Source organism: Bradyrhizobium sp. 134 (assembly GCF_023074155.1).
Lineage (GTDB): Bacteria > Pseudomonadota > Alphaproteobacteria > Rhizobiales > Xanthobacteraceae > Bradyrhizobium.
Genome location: NZ_JADPKX010000072.1, coordinates 1 through 25,068 on the forward strand (window position 1 = coordinate 1; position 25,068 = coordinate 25,068).

Sequence of the window (25,068 nt, forward strand, 5' to 3'; positions counted from 1 at the left end):
GACACCCCGGCCGCCTTCGTCGGAACAGGTGGCCGCCTTCGATCGGAATGCATGGTCGCGTTCAATCGGAATCTCTGGCCGCAATCCCCGGAATCCGCAAGGTTGCGAAGGGGCAACCGGTCGATCGCGTTATGTAGACGTCTTGCAGCGTCCTCATCGCGTCCACCCGTGCAAGGATAAATAGAGACGGCACCAATGGAAGAGGCCTCGAAGTGGTCTCGCCGCCGTACCACATGGAGAAGAAAGCCTTTCCAGGTATCGTCCGTCATAGGCATCAGAAGCCGGCCACCTTCGACAAGGCGATCAAGCCAGACACGGGATGGGTGAGTGGCTCCGGCGAACACGATGGCGATATCAAGCTCGCCGACATCTACCGCCCGGCCGTCGCCCGAGACGACATCGACCTGGGGCCAGCTCTCGAGGTTCACTCGGGCCCGCGACGCCAACTCTGTGTCGGTTTCGATCGCCGTCACACGACCAGCGGGTCCGACAATCTCGGCCAGCACCGCCGAATAGTATCCGGTGCCGGCACCGACCTGAAGTACCTGCTCGCCGGCGGCGATGTTAAGATGGTCAAAATTGCGGGCCCAGAAGCTGGGCATCCCATTGTCGGTGAGAACCGTGTGGATTCTGTAGGGGACCGCGGCGATCAGAGCTTCGAGGAAGGCCGAGGCGGAGGTCCTTTCCGCCTTCTTGACCAGTTGCACGAAGGCGAACTTACTGGTGCGATCGATGGGGAAGTAGAGGTAGAGCTTGGCTTCAGCGGTCTGGAGTTCAGCAATGTCGATGTGGAAATAGCCGATCGGATAAGCCTTGAACTGTTTCTTCGAAGGCTTGCTGCCTTCGACCTCCGGCAATCGGCTAATCCCATGACGCTGGAGGTAGCGATGCAGAGATGACCTCGTCAGATGCGGGATGGATGGTTGGCTGCAGCGCATAGAGGCAATCGTCCAGTGGCAGCAGCGTATGCCGCCGGAAGGCGACGATGATCGCCTCCGCCTTGATGCAAAGGACAGTCGACTTGGCTTCTTTGGGGGCTGTCGAGCGATCGACGACGGTCTCGCGCTGCTTCCCCTTCGCGACAGTCTTCTGGTTGATAGTAGCGCTTCGCGAGCGATCTCAAGCTCTCGTGACTATTTTGTATTGCTCGACGGACGTCCTCCGTCGTGGTGGCGCAGCCGTGTAAAACTTGACCAATGGCGCATCCTTCGAATCATGCGATAAGAATGCACCATCAAAGCTTGGGACCAACCACCTAGTCGCGCACCAGCTCGAAGGCGTCGCGTCGTTCGACCAGGGACTGCCCTTCTGCCGTCAGTCGCTTCAGCAAAGCAGGCGGTACCTCGCTGCCGTCCTGTTGTCATTGCGAGCGCTGCAAATTTTTGCGATCCAGCCGCACGATGGGCAGGCTGGCGAGAGGCAGCCTGAGTGTGCCACTTCAGCTACAAACTCCGATACCGCAAAGCTTGGTTCGGCGATCAATCGGGGATGGCAGATGAGTGATGGTACACGATCTTCCACACGCCGTCCTCGCGACGTAATACGAAGGTGAACCGAGCCGGTGTCGACACCTCATGACCATTCCGCAGCTGTGAAAAGACATAATTTCCCACCACCAAAACAACGTTGTACGCCAAACTGACGGAATGCCATACGTCCATTGTTACGGTAGAGATGCCATGAAAGTAAGTGCCTATCTCTTTAGCCCCGATGCAGAGCTTAGCACTCGATGTACCCTGAAACAGCGCATCATCGGCGTATAGCACAACCAGACGTTCCGGCGCGTGCACATTGAAAGTTTGCTGCCAGAGCTCCAGGAACTCGCTGACGTCCGGCACCAAGGAGTTGTTGTTCACTACAGATCCCGTTTCGTTCGAAGACTCTGATAAGCTGGAATGCCGTTTCCGGTACGCGTGTATCACCGCTAACACCGGCTACTCGCAATCAAGCACCCGAGCCTGACGTTTCCTTATCCGATGCTGATGACAAGGCCCGATTTGGTGGAGCCAGTAAAGCCTTGTAGTATCGCAGTTGTCGCCGAACAGTGGCGCGCTCGATGACTTTGAATGTCACACTACGGTGCGGCTGTGGGACGAACGGTACCGACATTTGGCGGATCGTCATTTGGGAAGCGGACGAAGGGTTCAACCTATCGCCGTCGGACGCTGGGCTTGCCGACCAGCGCCGAAGAACGCGTTCCGCCGCGCTTTCATCACCTCGTCGGCATCGGTTGAATGTCATTGTTTGTTCGAACCTCCGAGGAGCGCAAAAAAGCCGCCAGAGCATTGCATCCGGCCCGCCGCATCACTGCACCAGATTTCGACCGAAAGCGTGTCTTCGATAACCGGGAGCAAATCAAAGAGCCGAATGCTGTAGTCGAGCCCAAGCAAGGTCAGCTCCTGGTCTCACCGATGAAGAATCAGAGCGTTGTCGGCGATCATTGTTCGGCCCGTAGTGCTTCGTTTCTTAGGGCGGATGTAGCGAAATTGTCCTGAACCATTTTAGCAGGTGACAATACGGACGTTGTTGGTTGCACCTATTTGCCCAAACGGCACGCCGGATACGACGATCATCAAATCACCTGCTTCAAGATAACCTTCGTTGCGCGCCACCGCTGCGGCTATCTGCGTCATCTCCTCGTCGGTGGCGGGGTCGTCTGAAACGATGCTGTGCACCCCCCACAGCAGGCACATGCGCCGCGCGACTTTCTCATCTGGAGTGAGAGCAAGAACCGGGACCGGGGGCCGCTTGCGCGCGATGCGCGCCGCCGTCGTGCCGCTTGCGGTGAAACCGATGATCGCCTTCGCATTGAGGGTCACCGCAAGGTCTGCACCAGCGGCGGCGACTGCATGCGGTGGGGACATCTCTTCGTCGGCTTGCGAGGCTTGGACCAGCGACCGATAGAGATGATGCCGTTCAGTACTTCTGATTACTTTGTCCATCATGACAACTGCCTCGATTGGATAGGCGCCGCTTGCCGACTCAGCCGACAGCATGACCGCGTCAGCTCCATCGTAGATGGCGGTAGCGACGTCTGAGGCTTCCGCGCGCGTCGCTGTCGGTGCAGCCACCATCGACTCCAACATCTGTGTTGCGACGATCACGGGCTTTCCGGTCAGCCGACAGGCGCGGATGAGTTCCTTCTGTCGGCCCGGCACCTCCTCGGGCGGGATTTCGACACCGAGATCACCGCGTGCGACCATAATGCCGTCTGACAGGAGAATGATATCGTCGATACGATCGAGTGCCATAGGCGTCTCGATCTTCGCTATCAGACCGGCACGCTCGCCGATCAGCCCGCGCGCCTCTAGGAGGTCGGCAGGCTTCTGGACGAACGACAGGGCGACCCAGTCGACCCCGAGGGTGAGGCCGAAGGCGAGGTCGCCGCGGTCCTTCTTCGTCAGAGGAGATATAGCAAGCAGCGAACCTGGTAGGTTTACCCCTTTGCGATCGCGGATAGCTCCACCGACGAGAACTGTCGCGATGATCTGCCTATCGCCCGGACTCTCAACGCGCAGGCGCACTCGGCCGTCGTCGACGAGAAGAGTCTGGCCCGGACGTGCGGCCGCGAATATTTCCGGATGAGGTAGTGGGATCGATTGCTTTCCGCCCGTAGCTCCGTCGAGCACAAATCGAACCTTCTCGTCGGCGCGTAGATCGAGCTTGCCGCCTTCGACGGCGCCGATGCGGATCTTCGGTCCTTGCAGATCCTGCAGGACGCCTATTGGCGTGCCGAAGTCCCGTTCGAGACTGCGGATCGAGTCATAGACCCGTGCGTGATCGTCCGGGCTCCCGTGACTGAAATTTAGTCGGAACGTATCTGCGCCTGAGAGATAGAGAGCACGCAATCGTTCTGGTGCAGCTGTCGCCGGACCAACGGTCGCAACGATTTTGGCGAGGCGCGAACGACGCATGTTGATTCCAGACGTAAGAGGATGAAACGCGTGTGAATAAAATACGAAGGTCGGTCTTCGATGACGGCGTTCAGACACTCGCGTGATGGGCTCGCATCCCGCCGCCACAATGCACCTCCGCCGAAGGCGAAATTGATCGCCCCGGTTCAACGTGGTCCGGGAGGCATCCAGCAGAGGTTCGAACAGGAGAACGCCGCCAGAATGAAGACATGGTCCTTGCTTCCCAAAGCAGCAAAATCGACGGCACAAGATGACTGAATTGACCTCTTGTCGCGATACAGATGCCGTGAGACGCGATTTCACGTTGCGGATGCAGGCGCCTTCTGCACGCGATGAGCGGATGCCAGAATGTTCGAAACTGCCCGGTAAGCGAAGACTATGCCGGGGCCGATGGTGATGCCTGCTCCCGGATAAATTCCACGCATTGGTGAGGTCATATCATTGCCGCAGGCATAAAGACCCGGGATTGGCTCGCGTTCTGCGTCCAGAACCTTGCCGTAGCTATCGGTCGCCAAGCCAGCGGCTGTGCCGAGCGTTGCCGGAACGATCGGCAGCGCGATGAAGGGGCCACTCTGGATGGGCCCAAGATTTGGATTTTTCGTTCCTACCAACGGATCGCCAAGCGTGCGGTTGAACGCCGATTCACCGCGTTTGAAGAGCGGATCGACGCCAGCGGCGGCGTGCGCATTATGCTCCTCGACCGTCCTTTTGAGCTCGCCGGGATTCAGGCCGATTTGCATGGCGAGCTCCGGTATCGTTCGGCCCAGTTTGATGTAGCCGAGCCGCGCGTACTTCCGGATATTCAGCGTCCATGGCCAAGGCAGCAGATGTCCCATGCCCCTCAGCCGAACGAACTCGTGATCGCAGACGAAGTAGAACCGCTTGTCTGCGGGATATCCGTTTCCAAACATCGCGAGGCAGATATCGTGGTATGAATTGGATTCGTTGACGAAGCGTTGCCCATTTGGGGCAACCGCGATGACGCCGGGTCGTCCGCGGTCGAGCCATCCGTAGGGGACAATTTGGGAGCCTGTCCCACTCCTGAACATCGAGACTGGAGTCCAGAACCCTGCAGAAGCGACATCCTTGTCGATTGCAGCTCCGAGCTTCGTGGCAAGGTTAATGCCATCGCCTGTAACATCGGCATGAGCCAGCGTGTCGTCATGCTGGTGTGGGCCGCTCAGCTCGGCTCTCAGCTGCGCGTTGCGGGCGAAGCCGCCGGTAGCGAGAATGACAGCGTGGGATGCGCGCACGCGGATCTCAGAATTGCCGCGCTTGACGATTGCCCCTGTGACGCGCCCGTCTTCCATGACGAGCTCAACGAGAGGAGACGCCGGCCATATTTCGACGCCTAACTTCCGCAAACTCACGAGCAGGCGCGCAATCAGGGCATTGCCTCCGCTGAACTCGGTGCCGCGCCTGTAGCTCAAGCGATCCCGCGCGTAGCGAGTCACGCGACGCAAGACATGCTTGAGGGAAGCAAACGATTGGAACGGATTCAGGAAGCTTCGGACTTCGCTGGAAGAAATCATCATCCCCCCGAGCACAACGCGAATGGGGTCGCCGATCAGATCGAAGTCGGAGCCGAGCAGCCGCGCATCGTAGGGTGCAGGGCTGAGTGCCCGGCCTTTGTCGACTCCGCCGACCTGGCTTGAGTGATAATCGGGCGCCGAGGCCAGCGTGAACTTGACCTCTGTCCCGGTCTCGAGAGCGGCAAGCGCAGTCGGCCCGTCCTCAAGATAGGCTTCGATGAAGTCTTGCCGATAGTAATTGCCAAGCTCATGCTCAAGATAAGTCCTGGCTTTTGGAAGCGAGTCATCGATTTTGGCGGAGCGCGCCTGAAGCGAACAGGGAACCCAGATCATGCCATTCGACAGCGACGTGGTCCCGCCGAGACGAGAAGACTTTTCGCAAACCGTCACGCGAAGGCCATTCTTTGCGGCGTAGAGTGCCGCCGAAAGGCCGGCTGCTCCGCTACCGACCACGAGCACCTCTGTTTCGAACGTTTGAGTAGCACCTATTGCTGGCAATGCCGCTGTCCTTTTTTCGCCTGATTGGTTGATCGGCTTGTCCATCTCCGCCTCGCTGCGGTGTTTCTTTGAACGTCAGTGATGTCGCGGAAGGGGAACGGCTTTGAACTCCTCTGCCGCCGCTTTGACCGAGCGTTCAATCGGTATTCGTTCGATTGAGGAGGCCCCGACAAAGCCGACACACTCGGTCGACCGATAGACCTCGAACGTGTGCTGGGGCTCCGCGACCGCCCCACCATGACAGAGCAGGATGACGTCCGAGCGGACCGCTTGCGCGGCCGCGTTGATCTCGTTGATGCGCCGGATCGCCTCCTGGATGGACTGGCCCTCCTCATGGCCCACGAGCCCGCCGCGCGTCGCGCCGACATGTGGGACGATGCAGTCGGCTCCGCTGCTTGCCATGGCTTTGGCATCTTCGGGGCTCGCAACGTAGGCAAGCGAGAAGATGTTCTTCTTGCGGGCAGTCGCAATCATCTCGAGCTCGCGCTCGAAGCCAAGTCCAACGCGACCGCGGCGGTCACGCCATTTCTCTCCCATCGTGGAGATGGTGGGATAGTTGATCACACCGGAGAATCCGGCGGCTAGGAAATTGTCGAGAAGATCGTCGAGATCGAGCCGCAGGGGATCCCAGGCCTCGACGCCGCCTATGACGGGGACGGAAGACACGACGTTGCGGATTTCTGCCGCAAGCTCCAGCGTACGCGCGTTGGAGTCACCGATACGACTGGTGGGGAGCCCCATGAGCCGCGAGAGCCCAGTAGAGTAGACCACCAGCATATCCGCCCCTCCGAGTGCGGCGCATTTTGCGACGAGGCCGCAGCTGCTCGCCGCGGCAAGGATCGCTTTTCGCTCCGCGACCTGACCTGCAAGCCGCGAGAGAATGTCGGTTCGCTCAAACATCCGCACGGGACGAGCCTCCTTGACCTAGTTGTTTGAGGAGCCACGTCACGGCGGCCTCGGCAAATTCGGGGTCGTTGATGTGACAGTCCAGCTCGCAAACAACGATCTCTGGCCGGAGATTGTCCTTAACTGCCTGGAGCCATGCCCCATCGGCATCGGCATCGCGAAAGACGCCACCCTCTCGGTCGTAATCGGACACGCCTTTGGCTGGCCAAAGCACGGCTGCCGGCCCGCGTGCTTGCGAGAGCCGCTCGGCCGTAACCCGGCCGATTTTTGCGCTCTCCGCAGGCGTGGTTCGCATCAGTGTCGTGTACGGTGTATGTGAATAGAATTGGCGGCCGCGAAATTGATCGGGAACGCTGGCCGGTGGACCAAAATTGACCATGTCGATCGCGCCGGGCGCGATGATTTGTGGGATTGAGCGGCGCGAGGCCGCCTTGAGCCGATCGGGCCCGGCGCTGGCCGTGCCTCCCATGAGTTCATCGGCCAATTCCGTTGTGGTCAGATCGAGCACGGCATCGAATTCGCCGGCAGCAATCAGCTGCTCCATTTTGCGACCGCCAGCACCGTTGGCGGGAAAAACGATCGCGTCTGCGCCGGCCTCTGCAAGACGTGCCACGCATTGAGTTGCCGCGGGCGTCGTCACACCGAAGGCCGTGATCGCAACAATCTTTCTTTCGCACCCATGCTTGGCCGGCACATAGCGCATGGCCGCAATGGCTCGGCCTGCATTCTCCAGCACCCTTGCCGTGAACGCGTTAATGCCGAAGAAATCGACCAAGGTCGGATAGAGCATGATGTCGTTGTGAATCGCGAGTTCGGCCAGGAGCGCTGGTCTTGCACTGGTCACCAGCAGCTTGGGGAAGCCGTAAGGCAAATCAGACACGACCTCGCCGAAAACAGCGCTTCCCTTCCCTCCTGCAATGGCCACAATCGCGCTGATTGCGTCCGAGGCGAGCAGGCCAGCCACCTTTATGCGGGTAGCTGCGGCAATCTCTTTCAGGAGCTCGGCGGGCGAGGCTGAGCGCGCGCGGCTCGCGTCAGTTGCGTGGGCGGCCTTCACCTCATTATTCGAGGTCCCGATATCGATCAGGATGGTCTTTCGGCCGCATGTTTGGATGATGTCCGAGAGGAAGGATGCTTCGGGGCCTTTGGTGTCCAGCGTAGCCACGATTGCAACCGCGCCTGAGGCGCCGGCCGTAATCCCAGATCGATTACCATCCCGGACCGACCCCTGGTCGCCCGTGCAATGGTGAGACACGATCTTCCTCCCGGATCATTCTTAATAGCATGTGGTCTAAACCGAGCCGACGCTGGCCATAACATCGGCGAGGAGTGTGATTGGGTAAGATTGGGTAGATGCCCTGAAACGGCGGCCTATAGGAAGACTGCCGGCCTCCCCTCGGCTTTTCTCAAAAGCGCGTCTTTCTGGAAATTGATGTAGCGTGTCTGTGGGCTCGACCAAGCAATCCTGCTGTGTCACAGCCCTGGAACGAATCCCTCATCGAGGTTGCGTTGCGCTTGCAGGGGCGCCAGTTCGCCTCCATGCCACCGCAGGTGGAGTGCATTCGGCAAAGGCCGCCGCGCCCTACGAATTGGACGTGAGGACCTCCGTCCTCAGCAACAAACCGCCGGGCCCGTGGTGGGCCTATTCGTGCTGCACGCCGGCGCAATGCCCGCCCCCCTGCGAAGGTCACACGTTTGTGGGACGTCATCGACTGCGCCGAGACACTCTGTGGCGGTGCGATTGAGCGGGCCTATGTCGACAGGGGCACTGCGGTCACGACGCACAAAATCCACCTTCGCGTCTTCATTTCCGGGAGAAGCGCGGCGTCTTCGGTGTCATGAGGCGAGAGCTGCGCCGCCGCTTCCCCATCACAAAAGCCGAACGTGACCTCGGCCACGTACCTCAAGTGCAGCGCCGACGATGCCGCAAATGTCATCCTCTCAGCCGTTGGCCACAACGTGCCGCCGCATCCTCGCTGACAACAACGCTTGAGCGGCCTGTTCGCCGACTGCTATGGCGAACCCTCGCCTGCTCCGCCAAGCTCACTTAGCGAGTGAGTTAACTATCTCGGACTGGCGCTAGAAACTAAGGTGCGAGGTACCGCAGAAGTTCCGGATTGCCGCGGACATCGCCTGCCGCGCCGTGCAGCGCGATGCGGCCGCGATCGAGTACGTACGCGTGGCTCGCCACGCGCAAAGCGAGATCCAGGTGCTGCTCGACGATGATCACCGCGATCTCCTTGGTGAGCGCAGTCAGGCGTTCAGTAATCTCCTCGATCACGCCGATCCAAACTCCCTCGGTCGGCTCATCCAGCAGCAGCAGCTTTGGGTTTCCCAGTAGCGCACGCCCGATCGCTAGCATCTTACGCTCGCCGCCCGAAAGAGTGCCAGCTGCCTGATCCAAGCGGTGGCCGAGCTTGGGAAAGATCGTCAGGACCCGATCAATCGCCGAAGCGTCGGTGTTGGAGAGCGATCCCACTGCGAGATTATCACGTACCGAGAGGCGTGCGAAGACCGAGTGCTCTTGCGGCACATAGCCGATACCGGCGCGCACACGCTGCTCGGTCCGGAGGCGATTGAAATCGTGGCCATCAAAGAAAACCTCGCCTCTCCAGCTTGGTAGCTCGCCGACGATGGCCTTCATCAGCGTAGTCTTGCCTGCACCATTCCGGCCAAGCACGGCGACACCGCCGCGCCTGGGAATGTCGAGGGTAATGTCAAACAGCACCTGGCTGCGGCCATAACCCGCGTCAAGATGCCTTATGTCGAGGAACTGTTGTTTAAGCACGGCGTAAGTAAATCTCCTGGACACGTTTGTTGGCCTGGATCTCCGCGACGCTTCCTGTCGCAAGCACCTTGCCTTGGTCGAGGACGGTGAGGCGGTCGCAGATATCGCGGATGAAATCGAGATCGTGCTCTACGATAACGAGAGAGCAATGCTCCTTGATTGGTCGCAAGAGTTCGCCGGTGACGCGGCGCTCCTCCAGACTCATGCCTCCGGTGGGCTCGTCCAACAGCAGCAGCCGGGGCTTGCCCGCGAGCGCCATCGCAATCTCCAGCCATTGTTGCTGACCATGAGAAAGCGCTGCTGCGGCATCAAACGCACGATCAGCAAGACGAAACTGGGTGAGCATCATCATGACTTGGTCGTGCAACTGTCTGCGGCTGCGCGAGAACACAAGATCAAGAAGCGAGCAGTGCCCCTGCAGCGCGAGCAAGATATTGTCGTAGAGGGTGAGGGTTGGCAGCACCGATGTGATTTGGAACTTCAGGCTCATGCCAGCCCGAGCGCGCTCGGTGGGCGTGAATGCGGTGATATCAGTGTTGATGAAGCTGACCTTGCCTTGGGTCGGCACCTCCGCCCCGGCAATGCACTTCATCAGCGTGCTTTTGCCCGAGCCGTTCGGCCCGATCAAACCGTGGAACTCGTTCTCGCCGATCGTGAGAGCCGCGCCATCGAGTGCCGTAAGCTTGCCAAAGTTCTTTCCAATGCCTGCGGCTTCAAGAAGCGGCATGATGCTGCGCCCTCTTCTTGTTTTGCGCTTTCGCGGCGAAGCCGCCCACGCGCTCGCGCTCCGTCAACACTATGCTGATAAGCCCGAGCGGCCGGAAAAGGATCACGAGTAGCAGGAGCAGGCCCAGAATGATCGGCCAGATGTCGCGGTAATTGTCCGACAGCCAGAAGGAGAGGCCTTCGACAATGGCCGTACCGATCACCGCGCCGATCAGCGTGCCGGAGCCGCCGAACAGCACGTAGAGCACGACCTGCGTGGAGACCACAACGCCGATCATATTGGGCCACACAAAACCCTCGTGGAAGGCATAGAGGCTACCGGCCAGGCCTGCGATGGCGCCGCTGATCGCGAACACTATGGCCTTCAGATGCTGTGTCTTATAGCCGAAGAAAGCGATGCGCTGCTCGTTCTCGCGGAGTCCTGCGAGCGCGAGACCGAACTGCGAGCGCACCAGGAAGCGGCATGCTAAGTAGACAATGACGAGAAGCCCCAGTGCGAGATAGTAAAAGATCGGCCCTTCCGAGAGTTCGTAGGAGCCGAGCGTCATCGGCGGAATCGAGGGAATGCCGTTCTGGCCGCCAAGATAGTACCAGCCTCGCGCGAGACGATCGGCGGCATAGGCGCCGGTGAGCGTACCGAGCGAAACGAAGATCACGCTGGCTGGATGCCGGCCGAGTAGGAGGAAACCACCGAGCAGCAGCGCGAAGACGAGGCCGATTAGTGTGCCCGCCGGCAGCACTAAAAGGATTGAGGTGATGTCGAGATCGCGTGCAAGCAGCGCGACGCCATAGCCTGCCGAGCCGAAGAAGAGGGCCTGCCCGAAACTCATGATCCCGGCATACCCCCACACCAGATCGAACGAGAGAGCGAAGAGCGCCAGGATCACGACGCGAGTCGCAAACACCGTAAGATAGTCGTGCAGCATCACCGGAAGGACTAGTGCTCCAATCAGCACTAGCCCTTCGATGATGAGCAGGACCCGTCGCGCAGGGCCAACTTGCCCTGCAAAGGCGGTTTCCGCCATTTCAGCCGTCGCACAATTCACTTCTAATGTGGGCACCGATGGCCTCTCTACCACGCTCATCGCATCCACCGCGATTCGTCAGCATTCCCTGGGATCAACAAGCCCATTGCTACGTTCCACGATTTCAAACTTCCCGCTTTTGCACACCGCCGTGTACATGTTCATCTTACAGTGCCGCTTGCCCGGCACCATCTCGGCGGGTCCGCCCGGACCTTCCGCGATCTTGGCGTGATCGAGCGTCGCAGCCACCGACTCGCGATCGACCTTCCCGGCTTCCTTGACCGCGGCCTCCCAAAGTTTCAGACCGCGATAGGTGCTGGGCGCGGCACTGCTCGCGGCAAACAGGGAATCTCCAGGATACTCCTTTTCATAGGCCGCCTGAATTCTGGCGGAGACGGGATCATCTTTGGCGACTGCTTTGTAATAGTCGAGGCAACTCGCAAGCCCTTCCATCTCATTGACCGGATGAAGGCTAAGATAATTCTCATCCTCATTCACGGCAGCAAGCCGTCCGCCGTTCTTGAGATAGCCCGCTTCATAGAGCTGCTTGAATAAGGGGCCGACACCGGGTGGAATGACAGTGTTGAAGACAGTGTCGACCTTGTTAGAGATAATCCCGTGGACAGTGGCGGAGAAATCGACCTGGTCGAGAGGATAATACTCCTCGAACACGACCTCGCCGCCATTTGCTTCAATCATCTTACGGGCGTATGCATTCAGATTACGCGGCCAGATATAGTTAGAACCTGGAAGGGCAAACCTCTTGCCGCCGTTTTTGATCAGCCAAGGGATAAATGTGTCGCATTGCTGCGCCGGTGTGGCGCCGGTGCAGAACAGGTATGGTGTGCATTCCTGACCTTCATAGAATTGTGGATAAATATAGAGCGTCTTGCCCCGTGATACGATTACATCCTTGATCGCGTTGCGCATCGAGCTCGCGAGGCCGCCGAGGACCATGTCCACCTTGTCGCGCTGGATCAGCTTGCGCACATTGCCCACCGCCACCGATTCATTAGAGGCGGTGTCTTCGATATAAAGCTCGAGCGGCCGGCCCAAAAGTCCGCCGGAATTGTTGATTTCCTTGATCACCATTCTGGCGACGTTGGCATCCGCCTTTCCGGCAAAGCCGATTGGGCCGGTGAGATCGATCGCGATGCCGACCTTGATGGGGCCTTCGGCCGCATTGGCCCAGTCGGGGCGGATCACCCAACTGCTGGCTCCTGTGGCGATCGCACCAGCCGTGAAAGCGAAGTTCGAAAGGAAACGACGGCGTGTGAGTTGGACGCGATCAGCAATCATATGACTACACTCCCCTTTGCGCGATGAGGCCTTGCGGGCGGAACTTGATGAAACAGATGGCAAGCACGAAGACGAGCACGTCGGCGACTACCGGTGCCACTGCCCAAGGTAGCGCCGCGGTAAGAGCGCCGATTACGCCAGCCCCTGCCACCGGTCCGATGAAGGAGCCGACGCCACCGACCATGACGGCAACAAATCCCTGGATCAGAAAACGAATTCCGAGATCGGCAAATAGATCGAAAACCGGCACGATAAGCGCACCGGCGAGCCCCGCTAACGCTGCGCCGAAAGCAAAGGTGGCGCCATAGATGAACGTCGTCGAAACGCCAGAGGCGCGCGCCAGCGCTGGATTTTCCAGCGTCGCCCGAACGCGCAGGCCGAAGCTCGTGCGCGACAGGAGCAGATAGCAGGCCCCCATCACCAAACCCGTGATCACGAGTATCGCGAAGCGCCAGGCCGAGATGTGCATCGTGGCGATAGCGATAGATCCGCCGATCGGCTCCGGAACCGTCAGATAGAAGCCGCCAATCAGGCCCCGCACCGTTTCTCGGATGATAAGACCGAGGGCATAGGTGCCGAGCATCGCCACGATCGGTGCCGCATAGAAGCGGCGGATAATGAGTGCTTCGAGTACAAAACCCAGCAATCCGACGAGGATCGGTGCGGCCGCCATACCGACCCAAACGGGGAGACCATGACTATAGGCGAGATACGTAATATAGGCACCGAGCAACACGAACTCGCCTTGGGCAAAATTGAAGATGCCCATCATGCTCGCTATGACTCCGAGGCCCAGTACGATCAGGACCATGATCGCGCCGAAGCTCAGAATGTCGAATGCCGCCATGAATGCGTTAGTCATATGTTGCGATCCACCTGGACGCCATCGCAGCCCGTCTCACATCTTCTTCCAGTCGCCCATCTGTTCGAAAGCATGGGCGGCGCGGTAGACGGTGGATTCCTCGAAGTAACGACCGACCAGCATCAGGCCCACTGGTAAGCCGTCGACCATTCCACAGGGCAGTGACATGGCTGGATGATGCGTAATGTCGAATGGCGCGGTATTGGTGAACATCTCGATCGCGCGCGTGAAATAGTCCTCGCGACTGGCGCCGGCAGGCGGCAGCGGCGTTGCCTTCATCGGCGTCGTCGGCATGAGTAGAAGGTCATAGGTCTCCAGAGCCTTGTCGTATGTTGCAGCGAGGCGGCGAGAAATATTGACGGCCTTGCCGTAAAACCTGGAACCAAACGTGTTGTTGATGTAAGTGCCGAGCAACAGGAACAGCTTGTTCGTCTCGGACAACGAGTCTGCCTGCCGCCGCCATCCGCGATGGAAATCCATCAGGGAGGTCGGGTACAGATCGCCTCGGCTGAGACCATAGCCGTCGCCGAACATCATGGTCTGGACGGCGCCCTCGGTTCCGATCGGGGTCCAGATCGCCGCCCCGAGGAGATGCATCGGAATGGAGACGGTCTCAACAGTCGCACCGAGATCTTTAAAGCGCTTGGCTGCCTCGCGTACGCATTCATTGACCGCAGCCTCCGCGGACGGCTGCTCGAAGCCTTCCTTAAGGATGCCGATCTTCATCCCTTTGATGCCTGCACCCAAGGCCTTGGTGTATTCGTCAACCTTTGGTGCCTTGATGCGCGAATCGTAGCCGTCGTCACCGGCGATCACCTCGAGCAGCAGCGCGTTATCGGCCACTGTTGCCGTGATCGGTCCGGTGTGATCAATAAAGACCTCGATCGGCATGATGCCCGTGTAGGGAACGAGACCCCAGGTCGGCTTCATACCGTATGTGCCGCAGAACGAGGATGGCATGCGGATCGAGCCGCCTTGGTCGCCCCCGATCGCCATGTCGACCTCGCCGAGCGCGACCACAACCCCGCTTCCCGAGGAAGAACCGCCGGCCGAATAGCCCATCCTGTGTGGATTATGCACCGGACCGGTCGCATTGGTGTGGCTGCCACCCGAGAGACAGAAGGCCTCGCAGTGAACCTTGCCGGCAATCTCGGCACCAGCATCGAGCATGCGCGTAACAATGGTGGCGTCGAAGTCGGGTACGTAGCCTTCGAGGGTGGCCGAGCCATTCATCATGGGCACCCCGGCCAGCATGATGTTGTCCTTCAGGGCCACCGTCTTGCCCTTGAGCTTGCCGCTCGCCGCGCCCTTCACCGTCGACTTGCGGTACCAGGCGTTGCGCGGGTTCTCCTCCGGTGACGGCCGATAGCCCGGAGTGCGTGGATATTTGACCACCGGCAATTCGTCGGGCATTGCAGCGACGAGATTGTACGCTTCGAGCGAGCCCTGCATCAGGCCTCGGAACGAGGCAACGTCCTCATCGGTCAGTGAGAGACCACACTGTTCGGCGATGCTACGAAGCTGGGTTGGCGTGGGAAGGGCGACTGACATGAGGCTCTCCTAAGAAATTTCATCCCGGCATTTGGACGTGCCGCCCATCGATTATTCTACGATGGCCACTTACTCGCCACATACTGCGGAGCAAGTGCATTCGCCCGAAGTGGGCGCGCAACGTGATCTGGGTAATATTGGGTAAAACGACTCCGGTGCTGAATGCGTTTGGCGGTGTGGAGCCCCTGCCGACCCCGCACACCTTGCCACTTCCTGTCGCGGTCACGTCGGATGTTCCGAAGATGCGCGGCGATTCAAGCAAACCAGCATCATCAGCTTGGAGTTGCAATGTGGCAGCGATCTGACAGAGTAAGCAGCTAGTTTCCGCAGGGAAACATCCAGCTACTTCATCTTGGAGATGTGCCCCAAACATTTAATGGCCAAACGTTGAAGGCTGCGACGTATCGATTCAGTTCCCTTCGGCGCGCCGCCACGTATGGGGGGCCGTGCCAGTGCTGCGCTTAAATTCACGACTGAAGTGATAGACGTCGCAGAAACCGCAGCGTTCGGCGATAGCATCGAGCCCCGCGTCAGTTTCCAAAAGTAACTTTTGCGCCATCAAAATGCGCTCTCGGATCAGCCAGCGCCGCGGACTGATCTGTAGATACCTTTGGAATAGCCGCCGCGTTTGCGCGGCACTAAGTCCGGTGACGGAGGCCAGTTCCTCGGCATGCCAGGATCGCGCTGGAGCCTGCCGCATCTTTGAGACGATGGCGCGCAATGGGTCTGGAAGACGAGACTCACCGTGCCTGGGTGAAGGCGCTGCTATGAGGTGCAGCAGTTCTGCCACAAGGTGATTGAGGGCCATATCGACGCTATCATCTCGAGCGCGCAAGACACCAAACAGCTCTTCGAACCACCGGTCGATGTTGTTCGGCGCCAATATTGTTGCGAGGGTTGCACCACCGCCGAACACCTTTCGCCGAATGGCTGCACAGTTTGGTCCGTCGATCCGTACCCATAGAACGGTCCAGGGATCGCTCTCGTCGGGCCAGTGCGCATGCGGTGTCTCGTTGGCGATCCACATCAACTGATTGCGCCCAACACTCAATGTCCTTCCCTCGCTCGATACGAAGCCACGACCCGCTGTGCAGTAGAGAATGTCCTGGCCCGGATAGCTATCTCGCGCGATGTGATGGTCAGGGGCAGTGATGACTTTACCAGCCCTCAGCACCGTAAAGGCGCAGCGAGTCCAGGCGACATCAGGAAGGACATACTGATGGCTCTCAGGGAAAAATGTGCGCTGCGGTATTTTTACCATGCGCGTTTTATATAAATCAGAGCGTGCTTTGTCCATTTCTACGCACGAGCTGCACATCTATGCTCGCTCACAACGACTAATAAGCAAACTCGCCGATGGGCCATTCTGGATGCACGTTTTGTCTCCTTGGGCGGCTGCTGCGAGTATTTAGGGAGGAGCTGGTGTCAATACTCAGCGCCCGCGAACAGCGCCGTCACGCTGAGCGCCGCACTTCCCTTATGCCGATATCGTGGAGGCAATCCACACAAGCGCGAGCTTTAAGCACCTTCAAGGGAGGAATCGATGGGTAAACCGAAAATCACCGTCGTTGGCAGCTTCGCAGTGGGACTTACCATTCGGGCTCCGAACATTCCCGTCTTCGGCGTCACAATGCTCGGCAGCAGTTTCGATATGGGGCCTGGCGGAAAGGGCTCAAACCAGGCGGTTGCGACCGCGCGGCTGGGGGCGGACTCCTCGCTGGTGGCCATCATCGGCAACGACAAGTTCGCCGATATCGCAATCGATCTGTTCAAGGCCGAGGGCGTTGGTACAGCGCATGTCAAGCAAATCGCTGAGAGCCCGACGGCGGTGGGCTTCATCATTCTCAACGAGCGCGGTGAGAACTTCATCATCATGGACTATGGCGCAACCAACGCTATGGATCCGGCTTATGTAGATCGCGCCGAGAGCCGCATCCGGGAGAGCGACGTCGTCATGGCGGTGCTCGAACCCCCGGTCGAGGTAGCAATGCGAGCCATGGAGCTGGGCCGAAAACATGGCAAGAAAACTGTCCTTAATCCAGCTCCCGCCGCGCCGCTTCCTGATGAGATTTTCCCGCTAGTCGATTACCTGACGCCGAACGAGAGCGAACTTCGTATTCTGCTCGGTCTACGGCCGGACGATCCGCGCCCTTCGCGCGAGCTAGTGGAGATGCTGCGCAAGCGCGGCGCCGCCAATGTGATCGTAACCCTTGGCGACCGCGGCGTGCTCATTGTGACCGACACGATCGATACAGCCATCCCAGCCGCCGAGGTCGACGTCGTGGACACGACTGGCGCTGGCGACGCGTTTAATTCCGGCTTCGCCGTGGCTCTGGCCGAAGGACGGGATGTGATCGAAGCCGCGCGGTTCGGGGTTTGCTGCGGCGCCCTGGTCTGCACCAAGCTCGGGGTCATTCCTGGCATGGCAACACGCAGAGCAGTCGAAGAAATGTATCGTACAATTTTCGCGTCGGCTTGAAAGGAATCAGAATGAGCCTGAACCATATGCTTCCAGATGCCGACTTGGCCTGCTCCGTCGTCAAGAGAAGCAATAGCGAGGTGAGGATCGGCTGTCAGCCAGCGTGTCGAAACCCGCCGCACTCCGTTTGGCATGGTCTCGCTGTCGCTGCAGGGCATCCGCATATCGAACCATATGCACAGTGATGGCCGGCGGCTTGACGACTTTGTACATGAACACTCGACCGCAGGACGACACGCAGTTGATAGGTGGCGAGGCGACCCTCCGAAATTCCTTCACAGGCGCCGAATCGACGCGCCGGACCTTTGGCAAAAACGTTGAGAGCTAGTGAGCAAGATGCCGCGGATTTACGATTGGGCCGCGCGCGAAGCTGAGCGCACGGTGACCGTAGCCGATCTGTGCGCGGCCCGAGACTCGGGCAAGCGCTACACTCAAGTCACCGCTGAGACGGCGGACGAGGCAGCAGCTGCGGAGGAAGCTGGTGTCCAGATGCTGGTTGCCCGCGCCCGTAACGTGGAGGCCGTGCGCAAGGGTTCGAAACGGCTTTTCGTCACTGCGGCGCTGGGCTTTGCCGATGCCGTAACCCGGGACGATATCCTACGCACCGCATTGAAGGCGCTGACGGACGGCGCCGATGCGGTGATCACGGCACGCGGCATGGCGACTGTCTCTATGCTCGCAGCCGAAGATATCCCGGTCGTGGGTCACCTGGGACTCGTTCCAAGGAAATCGACCTGGGTCGGAAAGCTTCGCGCTTTCGGCAAGAATGCCGATGAAGCCTTGACGCTTTTTCACCGCTTCCGCCGCCTCGAAGAGGCCGGCGCTTTTGCAGTCGAATGCGAGGTTATCCCCGCCAGAGTCATGGCAGAGATCCGTCGGCGAACCGGACTGGTGACGGTTTCGCTCGGCTCCGGACCTGATGCCGACGTGATCTTTCTCTTCACCGAGGACATATGTGGTGGCGAAGGCCGGCGGCCCCGGCACGCCCGGACCTATGGGAACCTGCAAGCGCTGCAAGAGCGTGTCAAGGAAGAGCGTGTGAAAGCCCTCAGTGCATTTCGCGCTGACGTCAGTGCGAATGCGTTTCCGGGGCCGCAGGAAACCTCGATTATCGACGACGACGAATTCGCCGCGTTTATGTCAAGGCTGAAGCAAGAGGGCTTTTGAGTTTTGATCTGAGTCTCGTGCGGGCGATAACCGCGATGATGTCTCGGCGCCTGAGGATCTGGCCGCGTAGGCGAGCCTCTCTCTTCAAAACGTTGATGGAGTAGCAAATATGGATGACATCTTATACGGGGCGCGCGACAAACGCGGGAATTGGACACCGAACAAGAGGCCCGAACGCGCGCCGATTTTTGTCTGGCCAGTGCAACCGAAGAAAGTTATTCGTTGGTTGCCGGGGTACTTCTTGCCCTGGAATACCCTCTATTTCGTGATCTCGCTTGTATCGTGGATCTATCTGACACCCGCGCTTGATACAATGCGGGAATTCCGCGCTGACTGGATTTTGCTCATTCTGCTGCGCAACGCTGGGCTAACGCTCCTAGTCTATGGCAGCTTTCACTTCATCCTCTATATCCAACGGCGCCAGGAAACCAACTTCAAGTATAATGCAAAGTGGCCCGACACCGACAATACGGCCTTTATGTTCGGAAGCCAGACGGCTGAGAACGTGTTTTGGACCATGTGTAGCGCGGTGCCAGTATGGACCGCATACGAGGCGGCCACCTGGTGGCTCTACGCTAACAGCTATCTGCCGTACGTCGATTTCGGACAGCACCCGGTGTACTGCGCCATCCTCGTCTTGGTGATGCCGGTCTGGCGCGAGTTGCACTTCTATCTGATTCACCGGCTCATTCATATCGGGCCGCTGTACCACTTGGTACACATAGTACACCACAAGAACGTAAACCCGGGGCCGTGGTCGGGCTTGTCAATGTCTCCCCTTGAACACATCGCCTATTTTTCCGGCGTGCTGATCCATTTCGTCGTGCCCTCCCACCCGGTGCATGCAATGTTTCAGCTCATGCACGCAGGGTTGTCCGCCGCGAAGTCTCACACCGGTTTCGACCGGGTGGTCGTAGACGATGCGAAGGCCGTCAACACAGACAACTTCTATCACTACCTCCACCACAAGTATTTCGAAGTGAACTACGGTGAGCGTCGCATCCCGCTCGACGAGTGGTTCGGCACAGCTCACGACGGTTCTCCGGAAGCGGACGAGAGGATGTACAAACGCATAAAGGCCAAGAAGTGGGCGCGCGGCAGTTAGCTCTGATGTTGCGGAATGTCCGTCCGGCTCTTCTTACGAGCACTGCGCAGGCGCGGGAGCCTCCCGTCCGCCTGCCAAGGACATTTGCGCGGGTCGCGGATTTGCCAAGGCATCGGTGCAATTGTTGCGATTTAGATTCAGAGGGATACGGAATGACTAGCCAAGGAGAATGGGTTGCCGCCTGTGCTACCAATGCATTGATGCCCGAAGAGACCCTTCGCTTCGATCATGGTAGCCGCACGTTTGTAGTTGTTTGCTCTCCCGAGGGAGACTACTTCGCGATCGATGGCCATTGCTCCCACGAGAAAGTCCATCTAGCGGATGGCATCGTCGACGGCGGAATCATTGAGTGTCCCAAGCACTTCGGGACCTTCGATTACCGAACGGGCGAGTCGCGTGCTTTGCCCGCATGCGTCGACTTGCGCAGTTACGAGGTGAAGGTCGAGAACGACACCGTCTTCATCAAGCTCTAATTGGAGCCAAAGGGCGGAATGCAGGACAATGTCGAAGCAGAGCTTGCTTATACTACAGTCCCTTTGGGCGATGGAACGGCGCCAGCCCGACGGGGTCGAACGTTCCATCGATCAGAACATAGCGATGATCCAAGAAGCCGGGTTCGACGGCATTAGCACCTCGTGCACTGATCCTGCGCGCGTCGCCCTGATTGCACGTGCCCTAGCCGGCTCGGGACTTGCAGTCGAGGGTATGTGCTTCCCGCAGACGATCGATCACCTGAAAGCTGCTATTGACCTTGCTCGGCGCCTCGACGTCGTGCATCTCGACGTCCAGCCTGACATTCGCCCGCGCCGTGTCGCCGACTGTGTCCCGCTGCTGGAAGGCTGGATCAGGGTGGCGCAAGATGCGAACATGCCGATCTACTTCGAGACGCATCGCAATAGGATGACGACAGATCTCCTGTTTACACTCGAGTTGATGGATCAGGTTCCCGAGATGCGCATGCTTGCTGATCTCTCGCACGTCCTATTGGGCCGCGAGTTTTGGTATCCGATCTCGGACGAAGACGAAGCGCAGGTGCGGCAGGTGCTCGACCGCACCTGGGCATTTCATGGCCGCGTTGCATCGCGCGAGCAGATACAAATTGAGATCACGTTCCCTCAGCACAAAATCTGGTTGGATCTGTTTCTCTGTTGGTGGAAGTATGGATTCAAGAGCTGGCAAAGGCGCGCTGGTGCGGATGCTCGTCTCGCTTTCGTCTGCGAACTTGGTCCGCAGCCTTATGCAATTACCGACCGACAAGGCAACGACAGCACAGATCGCTGGAAGGAAGCTCTCTTACTCAAATCCCTGGTGCGCAACGTGTTCGAGAGTGTGGCAAACGATGCGCCGCCTTCAACTGGCGATCGGGTGGCCACTTGAGTGCAAAATCCACAATAGTGATTGTCGGCGCGGGCGAAGCCGGCACAGCCGCCGCCATCGCCCTGCGCGAACGTGGATGGCGGGGCAGACTGGTCTTAGTAGGCAACGAATCTATACTGCCGTATGAGCGCCCGCCTCTATCCAAGGCGCTCCTGCTCGACAAAATCAACCCTGGACCCAAGCTGATTGTGACGTCACAACGCCTTGCCGAGTTGGAAATAGAGTATCTTCAGGGAACCGAAGCGGTCTCAATTGATCGCGTGACCAACATGGTTACGCTCTCAAACAGCTCAGCGATAGCGTATCACCGTCTCCTACTGGCCACGGGAGGCCGACCTCGGAAACTGAGCGTTCCGATCGCCGAAGGAGCCGAGGTGGCGACACTACGGACGTACGAGGACGCCACGCGCATCCGCCATGTCATTGGTCAAGGATGCGACGTGATCGTGATCGGAGGCGGCTTCATCGGGCTTGAGGTTGCCGCGAGCGCCGTCTCGAGAGGTGCTTCGGTGACCGTACTCGAGGCAGGACCGCGGCTACTTACGCGGGCAGTGCCAGCTTCTATGGCCGAGTTGATCAAAGCCAAGCACGAACGTTCTGGCGTGCGCATCGAGATAGCCGCGATCGTCGAACGCATCGATAGGAGCGAAGGCCGTTCCAAAGTGGTAATGGCCGAGGGTCGCTCGCGTGACGCCGATCTCGTGATCGTTGGGGTCGGCGCGACGCCGAATGTCGGCCTTGCGCAAGCGGCGGGACTAGCAATCGAGGACGGTATCGCTCTGGACGAGACGCTCGCGACTTCAGATCCGCACGTTTTCGCGGCGGGTGACTGCTGTTCGTTTCCTCACCGCCTCTATGAAAGGCGAATCAGGCTGGAGGCCTGGCGTAACGCCCAGCGGCAAGGTGCGGTGGCGGCGGCGAACATGTTGGGCGAGAACCGTCCTTACGAGGACGTTCCTTGGTTTTGGTCAGATCAATACGACGAGACACTGCAAATCGTGGGCCTCGTTCCGGAAGGAGGAACTCCCATAATCAGAGACTTCGGTGCGAGGGCCCAGATCTTGTTTTACCTCGCAGCAGATGGACGCCTGGTGGCCGCATGCGGATTCGGGAGCCTAGGCGTCGTAGCGAGAGAAATGCGTGCCGCCGAAATCATGATCGCGAGGCGGCTTAGACCTCCAGCAGACGCGCTCGCAAGCCCCGAGATGAACATGAAGAAACTAATGGGTTAGAATAGAATTCAGTATCCGAGACCGCCTCAGCGCCGATCCTGATTGCAGCCGGAGAACTGGCGTTAATCCGATGCTGATGCTGCTCGCCGCTCGGGCGCGCTACGCGGCTGGCCTGGTCCTCAATGACGCTGGAGCTATACGAGCGCGGGCTAGAACGGCTGGATGCTGATCGCTGCGCTCCCTGCGCCAATCAGCTTGCGCTCGACGTCGCGCCAGGATCCATCCCCGGCCGACTTCGGGGGGGCGCCGCGGCCACGATCGAATGGTCCTAGATACGAGGACCGAAAACCTGCCCGGAGTGCCCGCCGAGGGCCTCGTCTAAGACTGCGACTATCGATCACAAACGTCTATAATCTGCGGATGATCCTCGATCCAGAGCAGGCCAAATCTCCGTGTTGCAATCGGTCTGAATGAGAAGGGCCCGTCAGAATGCGGGGCCCTTCGTGATGTGGATCGTTCACGCTGGGGTAGCCAGAAGTAGGAGACGAAGCCCCGCCGTGCCTAATCCCCGACGTAGACGCCGCCTCGTTTTTTCGCGATCAGATAAACTATGATGCTAAGCAACGCGACGGCCGTGCCATAGAATGGAAACACCCAGGACAGATTAGAGCGTTGGAGCCACAGCAGCAGGAATGGTGTGGTACCGCCGAATATCGTTGCGCCAATAGCGTACCCGAGCGCGACGCCGGTTGTCCGAATATTTCTGGGCATCAACGTTGTGGCAATAAAGTTATAGAGCGCCATATTGCAGCCGACCAGAGTTCCGCCCACCAACATAACGATTGAGAAGGTCAGAATGCTCTTCTCGGCATAGAGCAGGGATAGAAAGAACGACGGGATTAGCAGCAGGCGCATCATCACGAACGCCCGCGACGGTTTCACTTTATCCGCAAAGGCACCGATTGTCGGCGAGAACACCATCCAAATCGCGCCCATGACCGTCACGATGCCATACACATAAGTGCTGTTTTCCTTGAATACGCCGTTGGCAATGTTAGGCAAACCGAAATTGTACGTGTAATTAGCGATCTGCACGCCGCCAACAACCAGAATCGCGGCGAAAAGCGACAGCCTTGCCTTCCAAAGCGCTTTCCACACTCCGCCAGTCGTTTGTTGGATGCGCGAGTCCTCGTCGACCCGATGCATAGCGCGAGCGATTAGGGTTTCTGGAAGGGTTTGCCGAAGATAGATGATGAGCAAGCCTAGAACACCTCCGACTCCAAACGGAACGCGCCAAGCCCAATCGCGCATGACTTCAGGGGACACGGCGCCGCTGACCAGGAAGGCAACCAAGCTGGCTCCGATCGAGCCCACCATGATGAATGTGCCATTGATCAGTCCGAGGTATCGTCCCTCCTGACCTGCCGGTGCCAATTCGATCGCGATCGCATTGGCAACGCCCGCTTCGGCGCCTACGGCGAGGCCTTGCACCAGTCGGAGGGAAACCAGCACGATGGTGGCAGTGATGCCGAGATCCTTGTAGCCTGGCAGCACTGCGATCATCAGCGACGATAGCGCCATAGCGGAAACAGCGATCAGCATGACGGCTTTGTGGCTGATGCGATCTGCGATGGGGCCGAGCAGCGCCGCCCCTAAAGGCCGTGCGGCAAACCCTGCTCCGAATACTGCCAGTCCCGCGAGCAGCGAGACGACAGGGTCAGTGGCTGGAAAGAAGTGCGGCGACAGGAATGCCGCCATGAAGCCATAGAGCTGCCAGTCGTAGAATTCGAGGGCGACGCCTCCGCCGAGGCCCAGAGTCATTGACCTCGTCGCGACGGACTTTTCAATCTCAACGACGTCGCGTACCGGGTGTGCTGTCAATTGCATGGTTTGCTTCCGCTCCTTTAATCAATTCGTCATGGATGATGGGCGCAGGAGTGCGAGGCGAGAGGTCATCGCCGTTCGTCGGCTTCAGTGGCGCCGATGCGGAATACAAGCGAGCACCTCCGCGCTGTGCGCGGCGAACTCAGGCAAGAAGACAGAGGTGCGCGGAGATGACGTCCCTGAGCCGTTTCGTTTTGATATTGCAAGCAGCCTGCATATGCGAGCGTCTGGCTCATTTCACCGTTCCCTCCTGTTGCACCCGCGCTTTGCGCGTCGCGTTCGTCTTTCTATGGCGATGACGCCGTGAGTTGGCGGCATCATCCGCGGGCGAAAAGAGCGTCTCGCTCACGGTCGCTATTTTTCAACGCCGGTCGTACTTGCCCCAGTTCTCACGCGAGCAGCACAACACGCGGATAGCCCAATGTCAATCTTGCAGCACGGCAATACCGGATTGGGCTAGTGAATAGCGCGTCGAGATCGCGAGAACTCGTGGTGAAGTTAAGGAACGTCGGCAGAATCGCGATAAACGCAGCATAATCGCGCCCAAGATGCTCTATTTTTCGAGCCAGAGTGCACTAGCTCAATGCGCGCGCTTGGTTACATTGCGGGGCCGGAAATGCCGACCGCCTCGACGAAAAATGGCCCTGAACTCCGGATCTGCAGGAGCGATCAGCGCCCGCCTCTCTCAACATCCGGCGCAACTGACAACACCAAGAATTCAAGTGCTCGAAAAGGAAAGGCAACGAACAGCGGCGCTACGATGGGCTGAGTCGGAACACCCGG

21 protein-coding genes and 1 pseudogene are annotated in these 25,068 nt (G+C 59.0%); 7 read left to right on the top strand and 15 right to left on the bottom strand.

Going from position 1 to position 25,068, the window contains the following annotated elements:
- The 3 genes and pseudogenes from IVA75_RS27335 to IVA75_RS27345 all read right to left on the bottom strand — a co-directional run.
- Positions 1–602, bottom strand: a 602-nt coding sequence (locus tag IVA75_RS27335) for an rRNA adenine N-6-methyltransferase family protein (protein ID WP_247285614.1), incomplete at its 3' end; no start/stop codon positions are given.
- Positions 600–1,198 (bottom strand): annotated as a pseudogene (locus IVA75_RS27340) (IS481 family transposase); the annotation flags it as partial. The pseudogene IVA75_RS27340 and the gene IVA75_RS27335, both read right to left, overlap by 3 nt.
- Before the next feature lie 280 nt (positions 1,199–1,478).
- A complete protein-coding gene (locus IVA75_RS27345; RefSeq protein WP_247285608.1) occupies positions 1,479–1,856 on the bottom strand; it encodes a nuclear transport factor 2 family protein in 378 nt (125 codons plus the stop codon).
- A gap of 378 nt (positions 1,857–2,234) precedes the next feature.
- On the opposite strand from IVA75_RS27345, the gene IVA75_RS27350 reads away from it, so the two are divergent.
- Positions 2,235–2,495, top strand: a complete 261-nt coding sequence (locus IVA75_RS27350) for a hypothetical protein (RefSeq protein ID WP_247285607.1) — start codon at positions 2,235–2,237, stop codon at positions 2,493–2,495.
- Between the two features lie 6 nt (positions 2,496–2,501).
- On the opposite strand, the gene pyk is transcribed toward IVA75_RS27350, so the two are convergent.
- The 11 genes from pyk to IVA75_RS27405 form a co-directional block, all read right to left on the bottom strand.
- Complete coding sequence (gene pyk / locus IVA75_RS27355; protein WP_247285605.1) at positions 2,502–3,914, bottom strand: pyruvate kinase; 1,413 nt, start codon at positions 3,912–3,914, stop codon at positions 2,502–2,504.
- A 299-nt stretch (positions 3,915–4,213) separates the two neighbouring features.
- On the bottom strand, positions 4,214–5,989 hold the full coding sequence (locus IVA75_RS27360; RefSeq protein ID WP_247285604.1) for an FAD-dependent oxidoreductase: 1,776 nt from the start codon (positions 5,987–5,989) through the stop codon (positions 4,214–4,216).
- A 30-nt stretch (positions 5,990–6,019) separates the two neighbouring features.
- On the bottom strand, positions 6,020–6,844 hold the full coding sequence (locus IVA75_RS27365) for a phosphoenolpyruvate hydrolase family protein (protein WP_247285603.1): 825 nt from the start codon (positions 6,842–6,844) through the stop codon (positions 6,020–6,022).
- A complete protein-coding gene (locus IVA75_RS27370; RefSeq protein ID WP_247285602.1) occupies positions 6,837–8,015 on the bottom strand; it encodes a Tm-1-like ATP-binding domain-containing protein in 1,179 nt (392 codons plus the stop codon). The genes IVA75_RS27365 and IVA75_RS27370 overlap by 8 nt, the downstream gene beginning before the upstream one ends.
- 921 nt (positions 8,016–8,936) lie before the next feature.
- Positions 8,937–9,638, bottom strand: a complete 702-nt coding sequence (locus IVA75_RS27375) for an ABC transporter ATP-binding protein (protein ID WP_247285601.1) — start codon at positions 9,636–9,638, stop codon at positions 8,937–8,939.
- Positions 9,631–10,365, bottom strand: coding sequence for an ABC transporter ATP-binding protein (locus IVA75_RS27380; protein ID WP_247285600.1), 735 nt, complete (start codon positions 10,363–10,365; stop codon positions 9,631–9,633). Before IVA75_RS27380 ends, IVA75_RS27375 begins: the two co-directional genes overlap by 8 nt.
- Entirely contained in the window at positions 10,352–11,389 is a 1,038-nt protein-coding gene (locus tag IVA75_RS27385) for a branched-chain amino acid ABC transporter permease (protein ID WP_247285613.1), read from the bottom strand. The genes IVA75_RS27380 and IVA75_RS27385 overlap by 14 nt, the downstream gene beginning before the upstream one ends.
- A gap of 78 nt (positions 11,390–11,467) precedes the next feature.
- Positions 11,468–12,688, bottom strand: a complete 1,221-nt coding sequence (locus tag IVA75_RS27390; RefSeq protein ID WP_247285599.1) for a substrate-binding protein — start codon at positions 12,686–12,688, stop codon at positions 11,468–11,470.
- 4 nt (positions 12,689–12,692) lie between these two features.
- Positions 12,693–13,550 carry a branched-chain amino acid ABC transporter permease gene (locus tag IVA75_RS27395; RefSeq protein WP_026233434.1) on the bottom strand — a complete coding sequence of 286 codons (858 nt, stop codon included), beginning with the start codon at positions 13,548–13,550 and terminating at the stop codon, positions 12,693–12,695.
- 36 nt (positions 13,551–13,586) lie between these two features.
- Entirely contained in the window at positions 13,587–15,101 is a 1,515-nt protein-coding gene (locus IVA75_RS27400) for an amidase (RefSeq protein ID WP_247285598.1), read from the bottom strand.
- A gap of 409 nt (positions 15,102–15,510) precedes the next feature.
- A complete protein-coding gene (locus IVA75_RS27405; RefSeq protein ID WP_247285597.1) occupies positions 15,511–16,398 on the bottom strand; it encodes an AraC family transcriptional regulator in 888 nt (295 codons plus the stop codon).
- A gap of 246 nt (positions 16,399–16,644) precedes the next feature.
- Here IVA75_RS27405 and IVA75_RS27410 point away from each other — a divergent pair, with 246 nt between their 5' ends.
- The 6 genes from IVA75_RS27410 to IVA75_RS27435 all read left to right on the top strand — a co-directional run bounded on the left by IVA75_RS27410 (position 16,645) and on the right by IVA75_RS27435 (position 22,461).
- The gene (locus IVA75_RS27410) at positions 16,645–17,580 is read left to right on the top strand and encodes a ribokinase (RefSeq protein ID WP_247285595.1); all 936 of its coding nucleotides are present in this window, start codon (positions 16,645–16,647) and stop codon (positions 17,578–17,580) included.
- 336 nt (positions 17,581–17,916) lie between these two features.
- Positions 17,917–18,747, top strand: a complete 831-nt coding sequence (locus tag IVA75_RS27415; protein WP_247285612.1) for a 3-methyl-2-oxobutanoate hydroxymethyltransferase — start codon at positions 17,917–17,919, stop codon at positions 18,745–18,747.
- 109 nt (positions 18,748–18,856) lie between these two features.
- Entirely contained in the window at positions 18,857–19,852 is a 996-nt protein-coding gene (locus IVA75_RS27420) for a sterol desaturase family protein (RefSeq protein WP_247285593.1), read from the top strand.
- A 152-nt stretch (positions 19,853–20,004) separates the two neighbouring features.
- Entirely contained in the window at positions 20,005–20,325 is a 321-nt protein-coding gene (locus IVA75_RS27425; protein ID WP_247285591.1) for a Rieske 2Fe-2S domain-containing protein, read from the top strand.
- A gap of 28 nt (positions 20,326–20,353) precedes the next feature.
- On the top strand, positions 20,354–21,229 hold the full coding sequence (locus IVA75_RS27430; protein ID WP_247285589.1) for a sugar phosphate isomerase/epimerase: 876 nt from the start codon (positions 20,354–20,356) through the stop codon (positions 21,227–21,229).
- Entirely contained in the window at positions 21,226–22,461 is a 1,236-nt protein-coding gene (locus tag IVA75_RS27435) for an FAD-dependent oxidoreductase (RefSeq protein WP_247285587.1), read from the top strand. Before IVA75_RS27430 ends, IVA75_RS27435 begins: the two co-directional genes overlap by 4 nt.
- Before the next feature lie 501 nt (positions 22,462–22,962).
- Here IVA75_RS27435 and IVA75_RS27440 read toward each other — a convergent pair.
- Positions 22,963–24,288, bottom strand: coding sequence for an MFS transporter (locus IVA75_RS27440; RefSeq protein ID WP_247285585.1), 1,326 nt, complete (start codon positions 24,286–24,288; stop codon positions 22,963–22,965).
- Positions 24,289–25,068 lie beyond the last annotated feature (780 nt).

Coding starts and splice junctions, on each gene's coding strand:
- IVA75_RS27350 (WP_247285607.1), top strand. CDS start 2,235: ATGTCATTGTTTGTTCGAACCTCCGAGGAGCGCAAAAAAGCCGCCAGA.
- pyk (WP_247285605.1), bottom strand. CDS start 3,914: ATGCGTCGTTCGCGCCTCGCCAAAATCGTTGCGACCGTTGGTCCGGCG.
- IVA75_RS27360 (WP_247285604.1), bottom strand. CDS start 5,989: ATGGACAAGCCGATCAACCAATCAGGCGAAAAAAGGACAGCGGCATTG.
- IVA75_RS27365 (WP_247285603.1), bottom strand. CDS start 6,844: ATGTTTGAGCGAACCGACATTCTCTCGCGGCTTGCAGGTCAGGTCGCG.
- IVA75_RS27380 (WP_247285600.1), bottom strand. CDS start 10,365: ATGCCGCTTCTTGAAGCCGCAGGCATTGGAAAGAACTTTGGCAAGCTT.
- IVA75_RS27385 (WP_247285613.1), bottom strand. CDS start 11,389: ATGGCGGAAACCGCCTTTGCAGGGCAAGTTGGCCCTGCGCGACGGGTC.
- IVA75_RS27390 (WP_247285599.1), bottom strand. CDS start 12,688: ATGATTGCTGATCGCGTCCAACTCACACGCCGTCGTTTCCTTTCGAAC.
- IVA75_RS27395 (WP_026233434.1), bottom strand. CDS start 13,550: ATGACTAACGCATTCATGGCGGCATTCGACATTCTGAGCTTCGGCGCG.
- IVA75_RS27400 (WP_247285598.1), bottom strand. CDS start 15,101: ATGTCAGTCGCCCTTCCCACGCCAACCCAGCTTCGTAGCATCGCCGAA.
- IVA75_RS27405 (WP_247285597.1), bottom strand. CDS start 16,398: ATGGACAAAGCACGCTCTGATTTATATAAAACGCGCATGGTAAAAATA.
- IVA75_RS27410 (WP_247285595.1), top strand. CDS start 16,645: ATGGGTAAACCGAAAATCACCGTCGTTGGCAGCTTCGCAGTGGGACTT.
- IVA75_RS27415 (WP_247285612.1), top strand. CDS start 17,917: ATGCCGCGGATTTACGATTGGGCCGCGCGCGAAGCTGAGCGCACGGTG.
- IVA75_RS27420 (WP_247285593.1), top strand. CDS start 18,857: ATGGATGACATCTTATACGGGGCGCGCGACAAACGCGGGAATTGGACA.
- IVA75_RS27425 (WP_247285591.1), top strand. CDS start 20,005: ATGACTAGCCAAGGAGAATGGGTTGCCGCCTGTGCTACCAATGCATTG.
- IVA75_RS27430 (WP_247285589.1), top strand. CDS start 20,354: ATGTCGAAGCAGAGCTTGCTTATACTACAGTCCCTTTGGGCGATGGAA.
- IVA75_RS27440 (WP_247285585.1), bottom strand. CDS start 24,288: ATGCAATTGACAGCACACCCGGTACGCGACGTCGTTGAGATTGAAAAG.